Genomic DNA, 15802 nt, shown 5'->3' on the forward strand with positions numbered 1-15802 from the left:
TATATTCCTCCAAGTGCGCATCAGTGACCTGCTGGCGATCGACGAGCTGGGTCTGAGGCTGCTGTCCGGCGACCCGGAGCGCGAGTTCGGCATGGTTCACATCACCGACCTGCCCGAGCCGGGGCGCTACCTGTCCGGCGGCGAGCTGGTGCTGACCGGGCTGATGTGGCGCGACACCGCCGCCGACTCCGCCCGCTTCGTGGCCGCCCTGGTCGAGGCCGGGGTGTCCGCCCTGGGCGCGGGCGCGGCCCGGCTCGGGCACGTGCCCGCCGACCTGGTCACGGCCTGCCGGCGGGCCGGGTTGCCGCTGGTCGAGGTGCCGGTCGAGGTCTCCTTCCGTACGCTGGCCGAGCTGGTCGCGCCCCGGTTGTCCGGCGACGCCCGCGACGCACTCGGACGCCACCGCAGGCTCGTGGCGGCTCTGGCCGAGGGCGCCGACCTGCGCGGGCTGTTCGAGCTGACCGCCGCCGAGCTGGGCGTCACCGGCGCCGTCCTGTCCGCGTCCGGCGAGGTGGTCGTCGGTACGGCCGCCGATCCCGTGGGGCTGGCCAGGGCGTACCTGGCCGCGTCCCGGCTGCCCGCGTTCGCCGGCGGCGCGACGCTCTTCGCCGTCGGCCGCGGGCACCGGGCGGCCGGCTGGGTCCTGGCCTGCGACGGCGACCTGCTCGGCCGCGCCGACCTCGGCTACGAGCTGGCCGCCTGCGTGGCCCTCGAACGCGGCCGCCTGGAGGAGGGCCGCCGGGTCGAGCGCCGCCTGGCCGGGCAGCTCGTGGCGGCCGCCCTGGCCGAGTCCGACGTGGCCGAGCTCAACGCCCGGCTGCGCACCTGCGGGATCGGCGCGGACGAGCCGTACGCGGTGGTCAGCGCCACCGCGCCGCGCCCGGGGGCGGCCCGCGGCCCGTCCCCGGCGGTGCTCGGCGGCCGGATCGTGGAGGAACTGCTCGCCCGCGAAACCGTGGCCGCCCCCGCCGCGGGTGTGCCGGCGGGCAGCGGTGACGCGGGGGCCGACGGTGGGGCGGTGGCCGTGGTGGCGTTGCGGGGCAGGACCGCCGGGGAGCTGGCCACGCGGTTACGGGCCGGGGCCGCCGTGCTGGCCGCGCTGCCCGGCACCCGCCTGAGCGTCGGCCTGAGCGGCGCGCTGACCGGCGCCGCCGCGCTCAAGGGCGGCGTGGAGGAGGCCGGGCACGCCATGCGGCTGGCCGAGGCCCGCGACGGCGGCGTGGTCACCAGCGACGAGATCTACACCCACGCGCTGCTCCTGGCCACCGTGCCCGGCGACGTGCGCCGCTCCTTCGCCGACCGGCTGCTGTCCCCGCTGCTGGCCTACGACCGCCGCCACCAGTCCTGCCTCGTACGCACGCTCGACGTCTTCCTCGACTGCTCGGGCTCCTGGAACGCCTGCGCCGAACGGCTCCACGTGCACGTCAACACGGTCCGGTACCGCGTCCGCAGGATCGAGGAGCTGACCGGCAGGGACCTGTCGGCGATGTCCGACCGCGTCGACTTCTTCCTCGCCCTGCGCGACACCACCCCACCCCGCTGACCTCACGCCTCCCGCTCCGCCGCGCCCATCGCCTCCCGCACGGCCGCCAGCTCGGCCTCGGCCTGCCGCTGCCACAGGGTGTTGCCCCAGGAGTCCGCGTCGGCCACCGCGCCGGTCGCGTGGGACAGCGCCTCCTCCAGCCGGCCGAGCATCCTGCAGGCCCTCGACATGGTGATGAAACGTTCGACCATGAACCGGTACCCGGTCCTTTCGAGCAGCTTCATCGCCCCGCTCATGTGCTCGAGAGAGAGCTCGGGGTCGCCCAGGTCGAGCACGACCTGCGAGAGGATGGCCCGCGCGTGAGCCTCATGCGTCGTGTCGCCGCTCTCGCGCGCCGCGGCCAGGGCCCGCTCCAGAGGGTCCCGCGCCCGCGCGGGGTGGCCCATGCCCTGATGGATCGTCCCGAGCATGAGGCAGGCGAAGCGGACGCCGACCGGGGAGCCGATGCTCGTGGCGACCGCGAGCTGCTGTTCTGCGTGGGGCAACGCCTGTTCGTAGAGCTGCTTGGCGACGTAGGCGTTCGACAGGTTCCCCAGCACCCGCATCTGCCCGAAGCCGTCGCCGAGCCGCGTCGCGATGGCCAGCTCGGCCTCCAGGTGGGGGATCCCCTCCTCAGGACGCCCCGTCAGACGCAGCCCGTTGGCGACGTGGCCGTGGGCGATCTGCGCGCCGGCGTCGTCGCCCAGCCGTTCGCACACCCGCAGCGCCATGGTGTTGAGCGTGAGCATGTCGTGGCCGTCGTGGACCCGCTGCTGGTGCCACAGGAGCGCGAAGGCCAGCGTCACGCCCAGCTCCGCGATCTCGTCGTCGGCCGAGCCCAGCGCCTGGACGGCCGCCGCGTTCAGGACGTGCGCCTCCTGGAGCAACCAGCCCTGCGCCTCCTCGGCGGTCGAGAACTCGTGCGCCGGGCCGTCCACGTGCCGGGCGAGCTGCACCCGATGCGGGTCGACGACGACGCTGGCCAGCCGCGCGGACGCGGCGAAGTAGGCCAGCGCCCGCATGACGGGCGGTTTCCAGTCCTCGGGGCGCAGCTCGCCGGCGAAGAGCCTGACGAGGTCGTGCAACTGGTACCGGCCCGGTTCGGACTCCTCGACCAGGTGCGCGTCGGCCAGCCGGTCGAGCGCCCGCCGCGCCTCCTCCACCGCTGTGCCGAGCAGCGTCGCCGCCACCTCCAGGGTGACGTCCGGCACGTTCAGCAGGCTCAGCAGCGGCAGGGCGTCCGCGGCCAGCCGGTCGAGGGGACGCGGGCTCGTCGCCAGCCCGGTGTGGCTGCCGCTGAGGCTGGAACGGACGGCCAGGTCGCCGGCGGTCAGCTCACGCAGCCGGTCGCGTTCGTCCGTCAGCCGCGAGGCCAGCGTGCCCACGGTCCACTCGGGGTGGTCGGCCAGGCGCGCGCCCGCGATCCGCAGCGCGAGCGGGAGGCCGTCGCACAGGCCCACCAGGGCGGCGGTGTGGCCGGCGTCGGCCGACACCCGCTCGTCGCCGGCCAGGGTGGACAGCATGGCCGCGGCCTCGGGCCCGGGCAGCGGACGGAGCCGCAGCTGCACGCAGTCGTCGCCCGCCGTGAAGGACTCCCTGCTGGTCACGAGCACCGTCACGCCCAGCGGCGTGCCGAGGAACGGCCTGATCTGCGCCAGGCCGGCCGCGTCGTCCAGGAGCACCAGCAGCTTCCTGCCGTGCAGCCTGCTGCGCCACATCGCCGCCGCCTCGTCCACGTCGACGGGGATGTCCGCGTTCGAGGCGCCGATCCCGCGCAGCAGCCGTGCGGCGATCTCGTGCGCCGGCATCGGCGCGACGCCCGGCGTGCCGCCGCGCAGGCCGATGGCGAGCTGCCCGTCCGGGAACCGGTCCTCGACCATATGCCCCACGTGCACGGCGAGCGCCGACTTGCCCACCCCCGGCGGCCCGGAGACGGCGACGACGGGATGGGGCGGCCCGTCCTGCGGCGCCAGCAGCGACCTCAGCCGGGCCACCTCCTGGGACCGGCCGACGAACCCGATGAGATCGCGCGGCAACTGCCGGGGCACGGCGGGACGGGCGGACGGGGGCTCCTCGTCGCCGCCGGACAGGACCAGCCTGTGCGCCGCGCGCAGACCTTCGCCGGGCAGGACGCCGAGCTCTTCGTCCAGGGTGCGCCTGGCCCTCTCGTAGGCCAGCAGCGCGTCCGCCTGGCGGTCGGCGCCGTGCAGCGCCAGGACGAGCAGTTCGTGCAGGTGCTCCCGCAGCGGATGACGTGCGACCAGCTCTCGTAGACCGACGACGGCCTCGCGGTGCCGCGCGAGCCGGAGCAGGGTCTCGGCGCGGGCCTCGGAGGCGCTCAGGGACAGCTCCTCCAGCCGGGCGCGCTCGGCCTCGGCGAAGGGACCGGCCAGGCCGCTCAGGGCCACGCCGTGCCACAGGGCCAGCGCCTGGTCCAGCACGCGCAGGGCGTCCTCGCCGCGGGTGTCGCCGAGGAGGCGCGCCTCGTCCAGCAGCTCTGTGAACAGGCAGGAGTCCACCTGGCGCGGAGAGAGCAGGAGCCGGTATCCGCCGGACTCCCCGACGAGGACCGTCGAACGCCGGCCGGGCTCGCGCCCCGGTTCCAGCGCCCGCCGCAGCCCCGCCACGTACGTGTAGACGCTCTGCTCGGCGCTGGCGGGCGGACGCTCGCCCCACAGGCCCTCCAGGAACTGCCTCATCGTGACGACCCGGCCCGGGGGAGAGGCCAGCATCGCGAGGACCGCGCGCTGCCGCGCGGGCCCGAGGTCGGCCTGCTCGCCGTCGAGCACAGCGGTCACCGGGCCGAGCAGGCGGATGCCGATGCCGTCGGTCATCGGCACCTCGCGAGGGCCTCGTGCACGGCGGCCTGCTCTTCCCTGGCCTCCGTCTCCCACTCCGCCAGCCCGTCGGCCCCGGCCACCGCCTCGGTGACGTGGGCCAGCGCCAGGTCGAGCTCGCCCATGGCCCGGTACGTGCGCGACAGCCCGACCAGGTCGCGCAGCCGTCCCACCCGGTAGCCGGCCCGCTCGATCAGCTCCAGGGCGATGAGGTAGTGGGGCAGGGCGTGCTCCGGCTCGCCCCGGCCGAGGTGCACCCCGCCGAGGACCGCGCGCAGCTGCGCCTGGTGCGTCCGGTCGCCCACCTCTTCGGCCTCGGCCAAAGCCTGGGTGAGGATCTTGTGGGCCTCCTCCGCCCGGCCGCGGGCCTGGTGGGCCTCGCCGATGACGAGCATGGCGTACCGGGCGCCCACCCGCGCGCCGATGAGGTCGGCGATCGCGAGCTGCTGTTCGGCCAGGACGATCGCCTGCTCGTACTGGCCGTCGTTGACGTACGTGTTGGCGAGGTTGCCCAGCGCGCGCTGCTCGGAGAAGGCGTCGCCGAGCCGTCTGGCCAGGGCCAGTTCGGCCCGCAGGTGCTCGACGGCCTCCTCGTGCCGCCCCCGCATGCGCAGGGTGTTGGCGAGCAGGCCCCGGGTGTGCATCATGCCCTCCAGGTCGCCGAGCCGTTCGCACACCTCCAGCGCCGCCGAGCTGAGCTCGATCATCTCCCGCGTCCGAAAGCTCCGCTGGCAGGGCCATTCCAGGGCGAGGGTGAGCGCGACCCCCATCGCGGCGATGTCGTCGTCCTGGGCGGCGAGCGCCTGGCGGGCCGCGGCCTCCAGCACGCCCTCCTCCTCCTGCAACCAGGCCGTCGCCTCCTCCTGACCGGCGACCAGGTGCGCGGCCGCCTCGGGAGCCGGGCCGCGCAGCACGCGGTGCGGGTCCATGACACTGCCGGCCAGCCGGGCGGAGGCCGCGTAGTACGCGACCGCCCGCAGCACCGGCTTCTTGGAGTCGGGGGGACGCAGCTCGCCCGCGAACAGGCGGACGAGGTCGTGGAGCTGGTAGTGGCCCGGCCGGGGACGGTCCAGCAGGTGCGCGTCGGTCAGCCGCTCCAGGGCCAGGTCGGCGTCGGCGGGATCGGCGTCGAGCAGCGCGGCGGCGGCCTCGGCGGTGATCTCCGGCACGTGCAGCAGGCCCAGCAGGGACAGCGTGCGGGCGGCCAGCCGGTCGAGGGGGCGCGGGCTGCGTTCGAGCGCGGTGAGGCTCGCCGCCAGACCGGCGCGGACGGCCAGGTCGCCGGCCACGAGCTCGTGCAGCCGCCGCCGTTCGTCGCCCAGCCGGCCGGCCATCGTGGCGACGGTCCAGTCGGGGCGGCTGGCCAGGCGGGCCCCCGCGATGCGCAGCGCCAGCGGCAGGCCCTCGCAGAGCCGTACGAGCTCGGCGGTGTCGTCCGCGCCGGCCCGCACGCGCTCCTCGCCGGCCAGCCCGGCCAGCATCGCGGCCGACTCGGCCTGGGACATCCGGCCGAGTTCGAGCTGGTAGGAGTCCTCGCCCCAGGTCATGCTCTCGCGGCCGGTCACCAGCAGCGCGGTGCCGAAGGGGGTGGACAGCAGCGGGCGGATCTGCGCCAGGTCGGCGGCGTCGTCCAGCAGGACGAGGATCCGGCGGCCGTGCAGGAGGCTGCGCCACATCGCCGCCGCCTCGTCCAGGTCGGCGGGTACGGCGTCGGCCGCCACCCCCAGCCCCCGCAGGAACCGGCCGAGCACGTCGAGCGCGGTCAGCGCGGGCAGCTCCGGCGTCGCGCCGCGGCAGTTGACGAACAGCTGGCCGTCGGGGAAACGGTCCTGCACCAGGTGGGCGGCCTGGGCGGCCAGCGCCGACTTCCCGACGCCCGGCGGCCCTGAGACGATCACCAGCGGCGTCGGCGGACGCCCTTCGCCCGGGGCCAGCCGCCTCTCCAGCTCCTCCAGCTCGCGCGAGCGGCCCACGAACCCGGCCAGGTGGCGCGGGAGCTGGTGCGGCACGCCGTCACCGGGCCAGGGCCAGGACTCCCCGCGCAGCACCAGTTGGTGACACTTGCGTAACCCCTCGCCCGGCGTCAGGCCCAGCTCCTCCAGGAGCAGGACCCGGCCCTCGTCGTAGACCTCCAGCGCCTCGGCCTGACGGCCCGACCGGTAGAGGGCCAGCATGAGCAGCTCGCGGGCGCGTTCGCGTAACGGATGGCGGACGGTCAGGTCGCGCAGGTCGTCGGTGATCTCGTGGTGGCGGCCCAGATGTAACAGGCTCTCGTAGCGCTGCTCCAGCGCGGTCAGGCGTAACAGCTCCAAGCGGGAGCGCTCCCGCTCGGCGAACGGGCCGGTCAGGCCGCTCAGCGCGGTGCCGCGCCACATCGCCAGGGCCTCGTCCAGGATCTGCACCGCCCGGCGGTCGTCGCCGTCGCGCCGGCACAGCAGGGCGTCGTCGAGCCGCGCGGCGAAGCGGAGGGAGTCGACCTGTCCGGGCTTGATGTCGAAGACGTATCCCGCGTCGGTGCCCGCCAGCAGCCGCGACGGTGCCCGCCGCCCGCGGTCGGGCTCGAAGGCGCGGCGCAGGCCGGCGACATAGGTGTAGACGCTCTGCTCGGCGTTGCGCGGCGGTTCGTCGCCCCACACCTCGTCGACGAGCCGCCTCATCGGGACGGGCCGGGCGGCGGCCGAGGCGAGGACGGCCAGGGCGGCGCGCTGCCGGGCCGGGCCGAGATCGAGGGGCTGGAACGCGCGTTCGGCGCGCACGGTGCCGAGAAGGCGAATGTAGATGTCGTCGCTCACGCGTCCTCCCCGCTTGGGCCCCACGCCCCCCTTAACAGGGCAGCGTAATCACATTTGACGGGCGGTAAAGCGGATGGGCGACTGTAGATCAAATGTAGACGGCGTCCGGTAGGCTCGCCGCCAGATGCCGGAAGAGGGGGCACATCCAGGAGTTTCGGGGGCCGGGTTGCCCCCTGTTTGCCGGTGAGTACACGCCTACGGGCCAGGTGCGGTTCTGAGCCCAGACGTACCCTGTACCCCCTCTTGCGGATTGTGTCAGCAGCAGTCCTGGTCGTCCTGGAACGAAGTGAGGGCAGACGTCGAAGCCTGTGCGGCCGTAACATTGCCTCCAACAGTCACCAAGGCGACAACCACGGTGACTAGCGCCGACAGGGCAATACGCATGCGCATGGGGGGTTCTCCCTCGCCTATGTGGGGTTGCTCGGACCTCATCCTCTCAGGGAGCAACGACTGTGACCACTTCTGACCTGGTCGGACTCCGCATCAAGACCGTTCGGCGGCAACGTGGCCTGTCCCAGGCCCAGTTGGCGCACCCAGAGTTGTCGGACAGCTACGTCTCCTTGATCGAGAGTGGCAAGCGTACCCCGACCCCTGCGGTCCTGGAGCTGCTGGCGCAGAAACTGGACTGCTCGCTGTCCTATCTGATCAACGGCGTGACCGCCGAGCAGATGGAGGACATCGAGCTGGCCCTCGGCTACGCGCGCCTGGCGCTGGAGAACGGTGAGATCTCCGAGGCCCGCACCCGCTACACCGAGCTGCTGGCGAACAACAACCTGACAGGCTTGACGGCCCTCCGTCAAGAGACCGAGTTCGGGCTCGCGTTCGCCACCCACGCCAGCGGCGACTTCGACGGCGCGATCGCCATCCTGCTCCGGCTGTCGGAGGAGGAGGTGTCCTCCGACCGCCGCATCGAGATCGCCACGAGCCTGTGCCGGGCCTACCGGGAGAGCGAGCGGCTCACCGAGGCGGTCGAGGTCGCCGAGCAGATGCTGAGCAGCAGCACCCGGCCCGCGTGGAACGATCTGCTGGTCGAGCTGGGCGCCGGGTTGCTCGCGGCGTACCGGGAGCGCGGCGACCTGCTGCGCGCCCGGCAGTTCGCCGCGGAGCTGCTCAACGCCGCCGACGCCCTCGGCACCCCCCGCTCCGTCGTGGCGGCCAACTGGCAGGCCTCCAACACCGCCTCCGCCACCGGGCACGCCGAGGAGGCGCTGTCCTTCGCCGAGCGGGCCATGGCCGTGCAGCTGGAGACCGGGCAGCCGGGCAGCGTCGCCAGGATGCGGCTCGCGCTGGCCCGCAAGCGGCTGCTGGCCCGTCCCGAAGAGGCCGCGGCCGTGCGCGACGTGCTGCGCGGAGCGGTCGTGGAGTTCGAGCAGACCGCCACCAGCACCGTCGAACGGGCGCGGGTCCTCGTGGAGCTGGCCCGTGCCGAGTGCGTGACCGGCGACCTCGGCGACTCCGTGGAGCACGCGAGCAGGGGCCGGGCGCTGCTGCCCAACACCGGCATGGCGCTCAGGGCCGAGGCGGACCTCCTGCTCGGCTGGGTCTACGGCTCGGTCGGCCGGATGGACCAGGCCGAACGGCACCTGTCCTCCGTACGGGAGTCGCTGGCGCCGTTGCCCGAGTCGCGCCGGTCGGCCTCCACCTGGTACGCCACCGCCGAGACGATGGAGAAACTGGGCGACTCCGACGGCGCCGTCGACGCCTACCAGCGGGCACTCGCCTGCGCGGGTCTATAGCGAGGTCAGGACCGGGCGGTGGCGTCGGTAGCCTTGGTGATGCCATGAAGAGTTCCCCGCTCGCGGCACTCACCGCGATTCTCGCCGCCCTGTTCGTGCTCGGCACCGCCACGCCGGCGCTGGCCCACGACTCACTCAAGACCAGCGACCCGGCCAAGGGCGCCAAGGTCGAGGCTCTCGACGAGGTCAGGCTGGAGTTCACCGCCAAGGTGCGCATGCCGTTCGTCATCGTCCGGGGCGCGGGCGAGGCCGTCTTCCAGGAGGGCAAGCCGGAGCTCGACGGCGCGGTGGTGCGGCAGGCGGTCAAGGGGCCGCTGCCGGACGGGAAGTACACCATCGCCTACCGGGTCGTCTCCTCCGACGGGCACCCGCTGGAGGGCGAGATCCCCTTCACGGTCGAGGGGGCCCCGGCGCCCTCCCCGAGCGCGTCGGCCACCGATTCGAGCACCGATTCGAGTACGGCCGCGCCCTCCACCGCCGCCCCCGCGCCCTCCACCGCCGCGGCGGCCGCACCGGCGGCCGAGGCCGACCAGGCGGCGGCCACGCAGCAGGGCGGCTTCCCGACCTGGCTGGTCATTGTGATCGGCGCACTGGTCGGCATCGGCATCGGGTTCCTGTTCAGCGCGCGGAAGAAGAAGCCATGAGCAGAACGGCGCGTCTCGCGCTCGCGGGTGCGGTCGCCGCGGTCGCCGCCCTGGTGATCGGCATGATCGCCGGAGGCCGGGCCTTCCCCCGGATCATCCCCGGGCTGCCCGACGCCGGGGCGGTGGTCAGATGGGGCCTGCCGCTGTCCAAGCTGCTGATGGACGTCACCGGCGTGCTCACCGTCGGCCTGCTGCTGACGGCCGCCCTGCTGCTGCCCAACGACAAGGGCATGCTCGGCAAGCCGGGCCTCCTCTACGTCAAGGCCGCGTCCTGGACGGCGCTCGCCTGGGCCGGGTCGGCGTTCCTGGCCATCGTGTTCTCCACGGCCGACTCCTGGGGCCGTACGGTCCCGCAGATCCTCAACAGGGAATACCTGACCAGCACCGCCACCCAGACCACCCAGGGCGTGGCGCTCACGCTGGTGGTGCTGTTCGGGGTGGCCATCGCGCTGTTCTCGCGCGGCGCGATCACCGCCGGGGCCGCGGCCGGCCTGCTGGTGTTCGCGCTGGTGACGATGTTGCCTGCGCCGCTGACCGGCCACACCTCCTCCTCGCCCAACCACGACCTGGCCACCTCGGCGGTGTCGCTGCACCTGCTCGCGCTCGCCCTGTGGGTGGGCGGCCTGGTCGTGCTGGCCGCGCACGCGGTGCGCGGGCAGCCGCAGCTCACCGTGGCCGCCGCCCGGTTCTCCGCGATGGCGCTGTGGTGCTTCGTCGCGGTCGGCCTGTCCGGCGTGTTCAGCCTGGTCGCCCGGCTCGGCGCGGTGTCCGACTTGTGGACCACCCAGTACGGCCTGCTGGCCCTCGCCAAGATCGTCGCCTTCGTGCTGCTCGGCTACGTCGGCTACTGGCACCGGCAGCGCACGCTCGTCGACCTGGAGGCCGGCCGGCCCAGGGCGTTCACCCGGCTGGCCGGCGGCGAGACGCTGCTCATGCTGGCCACCGTCGGGCTGGCCGTCGCGCTGTCGCGCACGCCGCCCCCCGAGTTCAGCGTGCCCGCCGACCGGGCCTTCGATCTGCTCGGCTTCCCCCTCCCGCCGGAGCTCACGCTCGCGAACGTGTTCTCGCTGTGGTGGTTCGACCTGTTCTTCGCGGCGGTGGCCGCCGTGCTCGCCGGGCTCTACGGCGCCGGCGTCTACCGGCTGATGCGGCGGGGAGACTCCTGGCCGTGGGGGCGCACGGCCGCCTGGTTCATCGGCATCGCGCTGCTGGTGTTCGCCACGCAGAGCGGCCTGGCCCGCTACGCCAAGGTCCTGTTCGACGTCCACATGATCGAGCACATGACGCTCTCCATGATCGTGCCGATCTTCCTGGTCCTCGGCGGCCCGGTCACGCTGGCGCTGCGGGCGATCAAGCCGGCGGCCAAGCGGGGCGACAGGGGGCCCCGGGAGTGGATCACGACCATCCTGCACAGCCGGGTGGTCAAGGTCCTGTCCCATCCGGTCGTGGCGACGGCCATCTTCGTCGCCTCCACGTACGCCCTCTACTTCACGCCGCTGTTCGAGTCGGCCATGCAAGAGCATCTGGGGCACATCTGGATGACGCTCCACTTCCTGCTCAGCGGCTCCCTGTTCTTCTGGGTGATCATCGGCGTCGACCCGGGGCCGAGCAGGCTCCCGTACGTCGGCCGGCTGCTGATGCTCTTCGTCACCATGCCCTTCCACGCCTTCTTCGGCGTCGCGCTGATGATGACCGGCTCGGTGATCGCCTCCGGCTGGTACGAGCAGCTCGGCCGTACGTGGGGCGACAACCTCCTGCAGACCCAGCAGGACGGCGGGGCCATCGCGTGGGGCTTCGGCGAGATCCCGACGTTGCTCGTGCTGCTGGCCATCGCCGCGCAGTGGTACCGCGACGACGAGCGGCAGGCCCGGCGCACCGACCGCAAGGCCGACCGGGGCGGCGCGGGCGACACCGAACTCGACTCCTACAACGCCTATCTCGCCCGCCTCAACCGCGCTGACAAGGGCGAGTAGCGGTTCGGCCACGGCACCCTATCCTCCCACCACGGGTCTCAGGACCGCCAGGTAGCCTGTCTCACAGGGGAGATGGGCATAACCTCATCAGCTAGCGTGCGCAGCCTTGAGGGGGGATTGCGCGACGCGTGCGGGGCGCCGGAGTGGGGACCGGCGCGGGCCCGGGGTGCCGAGGAAGGCGAAACCATTGGCGGAAGAGACACGCATGCGCGGGGGGCAGAGCCTGGCCGAGGCGCTCGAAAGCCTTCTGGCGCAGTGGTCGGAGCGGACCGGGATCGCCGTCGAGACCTGGGCGCTGCCCGGGACGGACGTGCCGTCGCGGGTGTCGTCCGGCGTCATGGAGACGATGCGGGAGGCGTTGTCCAACGTCGAGCGCCACAGCCGGGCCCGCACGGTCGCGGTGGCGGTGACCACGGGCCCGAGCGGCCTGCGCCTGACCGTCAGCGACGACGGCCAGGGCTTTCCCGAGGGCGGCGCGGGGCGCGGGATCGCCCGGATGCGGGCCGCGTTCGCCGAGCTCGGCGGCAGCCTGTCGGTCAACGCCGTGCCCGGCGAGGGCACGACGGTGAGCGGGGCGATCCCCCGGCGGCCCTGACCGGCGGGAGCCGTCCAGGCAGGTCAGGGCAGGTCAGGGCAGGGTCAGGATCTCGCTGCCCGTCTCGGTGACCATGATGGTGTGCTCGAACTGGGCCGTGCGCTTGCGGTCCTTGGTCACCGCGGTCCACTTGTCGGGCCAGATGTCGTAGTCGATCGTGCCCAGCGTGAGCATCGGCTCGATGGTGAACGTCATGCCCGGCACCAGCTCCACCCGCAGCGACGGGTCGTCGTAGTGGGGGACCATGAGGCCGGAGTGGAAGCTCGTGCCGATGCCGTGGCCGGTGAAGTCGCGCACGACGCCGTAGCCGAAGCGCTTGGCGTACGCCTCGATGACGCGGCCGACGACGTTGAGCTGGCGGCCGGGGGCGACCGCCCTGATGGCCCGCATCATCGCCTCGCGGGTGCGCTCGACCAGCAGGCGTGACTCCTCGTCGACCTCGCCCACCAGGTAGGTGGCGTCGGTGTCGCCGTGGACGCCGCCGATGTAGGCGGTGATGTCGACGTTGACGATGTCGCCGTCGCGCAGCACGGTGTCGTCGGGGATGCCGTGGCAGATGACCTCGTTGATCGAGGTGCACAGCGACTTCGGGTAGCCCTTGTAGCCCAGCGTGCTGGGGTAGGCGCCGTGGTCGATCAGGAACTCGTGGCCGATGCGGTCGAGCTCGTCGGTGGTGACGCCGGGGGCGATGTGCCGGCCGACCTCCTCCAGGGCCTGCGCGGCGATGCGGCCGGCCACCCGCATGCGCTCGATGATCTCGGGGGTCTTCACGTCGGACTCGCCGGTCGTGGGGCGCTTCTTGCCGACGTACTCCGGCCGCTCGATGTGGGCGGGGACCTTCCGGACGGGCGAGACTCGCCCGGGCTGGAGCAGTGTCGTCATGAAACACGAGTCTACGGGGCAGAATTGACCCCGTGAGCGAAGGCCAGTGGTGGTTCTGTCTCAAGCACATGCGGGTCGAGCCCGAGCAGGGCTGCCCCAACAAGGACCGGATGGGTCCCTACGCCTCGGAGCAGGAGGCGGCGGGCGCGTTGCAGCGCGCCGCCGACCGCAACAAGGCGTGGGACGAAGCCGAGCAGGAGGACGAGTGACGCCCGCCTACGGCACCACGGCGTAGGCGCGTACCGGGAAGGTGCCCATGCCCGCGATCATCGGGGGCGCGGCATGGAACCTGAAACCCTCCGCGGGCAGCGCCGACAGGCCCGTCAGGTGTTCGACCAGCGGGATCCCCGCTCCCAGCAGGATCGTGTGTGCGGGGCGTTCGCCGTGCGGCGGGGTGTCGTCGATGTTGAGCGAGTCGATGCCGACCAGTGCCGCTCCCTGCTCGGCCAGCCAGGCCGCCGACTCCGGCGCCAGGTACGGGTGGTCGCGGACGTAGGCGTCCGTGCCGAAGTGGCGGTCCCAGCCCGTGTGGATCAGCACGGCCCGGCCGCGTACGTCGAACGCGGTGTCGAGCACCACCTCCCGGCCTCCTCCCGCGGCGGGCACCAGCAGGCCGGGCAGGTCGGCCAGCCTGCTCAACGGCACCTGCGACAGGTCCTGGCCGCCCGCGTAGCGGTGGTGCGGCGTGTCGAGGTAGGTGCCGGTGTTGGCGGCCAGCGTGATGACGCCGATCTCGAACTCGGTGCCCGGGGCGTACACCTCGCGTGAGTCCTCCCTGCTCAGGTGCGTGCCCAGCGTCGGCCCCGGAACGCCGGGATAGGTGGTCATGCCCTCGGTGATGCGGTGGCTGAGTTCGACGATCATTTGGCGGCTCCCACCCGGGCGAGTTTGACGAGGGCGACCGTCCCGATGGCGGCCCAGACAAGATTCAGCCCGGTGGAGGGCCAGGCGGCGTTGTAGGCGCTGTTGACCATGAGCCCGAGCGCCCCGAGAAGGTTGATCAGCTGGTACGTCGCGCCGTCGCCGGACAGCCGTGCGGACGATACCAGGGCGTACCCGGCCAGCAGCAGGGCGGCTCCGGCCCAGCCGACGGCGTCGAGGAGGAGATCCATGGCCGATATTGTCTGGATTTTTGGGCGTAAAGCACAAATAAAGAAAGCTAAAGGTGGACGTAAGCTGACCTGCATGGATATTGATCCTCGGCGCCTGCGTGTCCTGCACGAGGTCGCCCGGCGCGGCGGCGTGATGCGCGCGGCCGAGGCCCTGTACCTGACCCCCTCCGCGGTCTCCCAGCAGCTCGCCCAGCTCGAACGCGAGGTCGGGCTGGCGCTCATCGACCGCTCCCAGCGCCGTGTCTCGCTCACCCCGGCGGGCCGCGTCCTGGCCGGATACGCCGAGCGGGTGGAGGAGGAGCTCAGCGAGGCCAGGAAGGAGCTGACCAGGTTCACCGAACGCCTGGCCGGGCCGGTGCGGATCGCCGCCTTCCCCACGGCCATCAAGCACATGCTGGTGCCCGCGATGCGCGCCCTGGCCGAGCGCCATCCCCGGATCACGCCGGTCATCCACGAGGTCTACGGGCAACCCGCGCTCCAGGAACTGCGCCTCGGCGCGGTGGACCTGCTCATCACCGAGCAGGACATGAGCCTGCCGGTCCCCGCGCAGCCGTCGCTGACCGTCCGGCCGCTGCACGTGGACGAGTTCCGGGTCGTGCTGCCGCCGGACTGGCCCGAGCCGGAGTCGACGGCCGACCTGATGCGCCTGCCCTGGGTGGCCGGCGAGCCGGACCAGGCGTGCGGGCAGGCGCTCGACCGGCTGGCCGGGATCCACGGGGTCGAGCCGCGCAAGACGCACGTCGTCACCGACTTCGCGCCGGTGCTCGCGCTGGTGGCCGCCGGCACGGGGTGGCGATCGTGCCCGCGCTCGCCCTGCTCGACGTGCCGGAGGGCGGGGTGCGGGTGAGCGAGGTGCGGGAGGTGGGGGCGCGCCGGCTGGACGCGGTCACGCGGGTGAGCAGGACGCGGTCGGGCGAGCCGGACCCGGTGCAGGCGGTGGTGATCGGCGCGATCGAGGAGGCCACCGAGAGCCTGCGGGCGGCCCTGGGCCCCCGCCTCGCCGCCCACCCCTGACCTCTGCGGCCCCGGGCTCCGCCGCCCAGCCCTGACCCCGACGTGCCTATTCCGACAGGCGGGGGCCGCTGACCTTCTCCAGCAGGCGGGCCAGGCGCTCGCGCAGCCCAGCGCGCCGCTCGATCTCCCCGGCCGCCGCGCTGACCAGGTGCTGGGCGCCGTCGAAGGTGATCAGCCCGGTGGACGGCACGGCGATCGCGTCGTGGGCCAGCCCGCTCAGCTCGGAGTCGGCGCCCTCGATCGCCAGGATGGTCGCCCCCGTGCGGCGGGCGTCGTCCACGCGTTCCAGCAGCGGGACGGGCGCCGCCTGCTCCGACAGCACGAACAGGGTCTCGCCGCGGCCCGCCCGCTCCAGGCGGTCGAGGCCGACGCGCAGGTGGGCGGGGGCGTCGGCGGGCGGCGACCAGCGGATCAGGGTGGGGGAGAGCTGCGGCAGGCCGGAGAACTTCGCCTCGTCGCTGAGGTGGGCGGTGACGTGCCAGGGCTCGTCGTCCGGAGGGCCCACGAGCAGCAGGCCGCCGGGTGAGCGGGTGGTGCGCAGGGCCAGGCCGAGCTCGCGGGTGCGTTCGAGCCAGCCCGTCGTGGCCAGGAGCTCGCGCAGGAATGCCACCGAACCTGAGTCCATGCCTCCATGGTGCACGAGGAGCGACGAGGAGCGCGGACGAAGTGGCTGATTCGCCGCGGGTGCCCGCCCC

Annotated in this window: 14 protein-coding genes; 8 read left to right on the plus strand and 6 right to left on the minus strand. The window is 73.3% G+C overall.

Going from position 1 to position 15802, the window contains the following annotated elements; translation table 11 throughout:
- The first annotated feature begins 13 nt into the window (after positions 1-13).
- The gene (locus ACIA8R_RS15345) at positions 14-1543 is read left to right on the plus strand and encodes a helix-turn-helix domain-containing protein (protein ID WP_364104351.1); all 1530 of its coding nucleotides are present in this window, start codon (positions 14-16) and stop codon (positions 1541-1543) included.
- Positions 1544-1545: 2 nt separating this feature from the next.
- Here ACIA8R_RS15345 and ACIA8R_RS15350 read toward each other — a convergent pair whose 3' ends face one another.
- A complete protein-coding gene (locus ACIA8R_RS15350; protein WP_397038806.1) occupies positions 1546-4356 on the minus strand; it encodes a BTAD domain-containing putative transcriptional regulator in 2811 nt (936 codons plus the stop codon).
- A complete protein-coding gene (locus ACIA8R_RS15355; RefSeq protein WP_397038808.1) occupies positions 4353-7151 on the minus strand; it encodes a BTAD domain-containing putative transcriptional regulator in 2799 nt (932 codons plus the stop codon). Before ACIA8R_RS15355 ends, ACIA8R_RS15350 begins: the two co-directional genes overlap by 4 nt.
- 452 nt (positions 7152-7603) lie before the next feature.
- On the opposite strand from ACIA8R_RS15355, the gene ACIA8R_RS15360 reads away from it, so the two are divergent.
- The 4 genes from ACIA8R_RS15360 (at position 7604) to ACIA8R_RS15375 (ending at position 12099) form a co-directional block, all read left to right on the plus strand.
- On the plus strand, positions 7604-8887 hold the full coding sequence (locus ACIA8R_RS15360) for a helix-turn-helix transcriptional regulator (protein ID WP_364104342.1): 1284 nt from the start codon (positions 7604-7606) through the stop codon (positions 8885-8887).
- Positions 8888-8931: 44 nt separating this feature from the next.
- Positions 8932-9531, plus strand: coding sequence for a copper resistance protein CopC (locus tag ACIA8R_RS15365; RefSeq protein WP_397038810.1), 600 nt, complete (start codon positions 8932-8934; stop codon positions 9529-9531).
- A complete protein-coding gene (locus ACIA8R_RS15370; RefSeq protein WP_357700812.1) occupies positions 9528-11504 on the plus strand; it encodes a cytochrome c oxidase assembly protein in 1977 nt (658 codons plus the stop codon). The genes ACIA8R_RS15365 and ACIA8R_RS15370 overlap by 4 nt, the downstream gene beginning before the upstream one ends.
- Positions 11505-11709: 205 nt before the next feature.
- Positions 11710-12099, plus strand: a complete 390-nt coding sequence (locus ACIA8R_RS15375; RefSeq protein WP_397038812.1) for a sensor histidine kinase — start codon at positions 11710-11712, stop codon at positions 12097-12099.
- Positions 12100-12132: 33 nt separating this feature from the next.
- On the opposite strand, the gene map is transcribed toward ACIA8R_RS15375, so the two are convergent.
- Positions 12133-12981, minus strand: coding sequence for a type I methionyl aminopeptidase (gene map / locus ACIA8R_RS15380; RefSeq protein WP_397038814.1), 849 nt, complete (start codon positions 12979-12981; stop codon positions 12133-12135).
- 32 nt (positions 12982-13013) lie between these two features.
- On the opposite strand from map, the gene ACIA8R_RS15385 reads away from it, so the two are divergent.
- Positions 13014-13190, plus strand: coding sequence for a hypothetical protein (locus tag ACIA8R_RS15385; protein WP_357700991.1), 177 nt, complete (start codon positions 13014-13016; stop codon positions 13188-13190).
- 7 nt (positions 13191-13197) lie between these two features.
- Here the strand turns inward: ACIA8R_RS15385 and ACIA8R_RS15390 are convergent, their stop codons facing one another.
- On the minus strand, positions 13198-13845 hold the full coding sequence (locus tag ACIA8R_RS15390) for a cyclase family protein (RefSeq protein ID WP_364104330.1): 648 nt from the start codon (positions 13843-13845) through the stop codon (positions 13198-13200).
- A complete protein-coding gene (locus ACIA8R_RS15395; protein ID WP_357700804.1) occupies positions 13842-14093 on the minus strand; it encodes a hypothetical protein in 252 nt (83 codons plus the stop codon). The genes ACIA8R_RS15390 and ACIA8R_RS15395 overlap by 4 nt, the downstream gene beginning before the upstream one ends.
- 73 nt (positions 14094-14166) lie before the next feature.
- Here ACIA8R_RS15395 and ACIA8R_RS15400 point away from each other — a divergent pair, with 73 nt between their 5' ends.
- Together ACIA8R_RS15400 and ACIA8R_RS15405 are read left to right on the plus strand one after the other, a co-directional pair.
- The gene (locus ACIA8R_RS15400) at positions 14167-14940 is read left to right on the plus strand and encodes a LysR family transcriptional regulator (protein ID WP_397038817.1); all 774 of its coding nucleotides are present in this window, start codon (positions 14167-14169) and stop codon (positions 14938-14940) included.
- Positions 14892-15107, plus strand: coding sequence for a hypothetical protein (locus tag ACIA8R_RS15405; protein ID WP_397038819.1), 216 nt, complete (start codon positions 14892-14894; stop codon positions 15105-15107). Before ACIA8R_RS15400 ends, ACIA8R_RS15405 begins: the two co-directional genes overlap by 49 nt.
- Before the next feature lie 46 nt (positions 15108-15153).
- On the opposite strand, the gene ACIA8R_RS15410 is transcribed toward ACIA8R_RS15405, so the two are convergent.
- Positions 15154-15732: a hypothetical protein gene (locus ACIA8R_RS15410; RefSeq protein WP_357700800.1), complete on the minus strand. Its 579-nt coding sequence runs from the start codon at positions 15730-15732 to the stop codon at positions 15154-15156.
- Positions 15733-15802 lie beyond the last annotated feature (70 nt).

The sequence above is a fragment of the Nonomuraea sp. NPDC051191 genome (assembly GCF_044455665.1).
Classification (GTDB): domain Bacteria; phylum Actinomycetota; class Actinomycetes; order Streptosporangiales; family Streptosporangiaceae; genus Nonomuraea.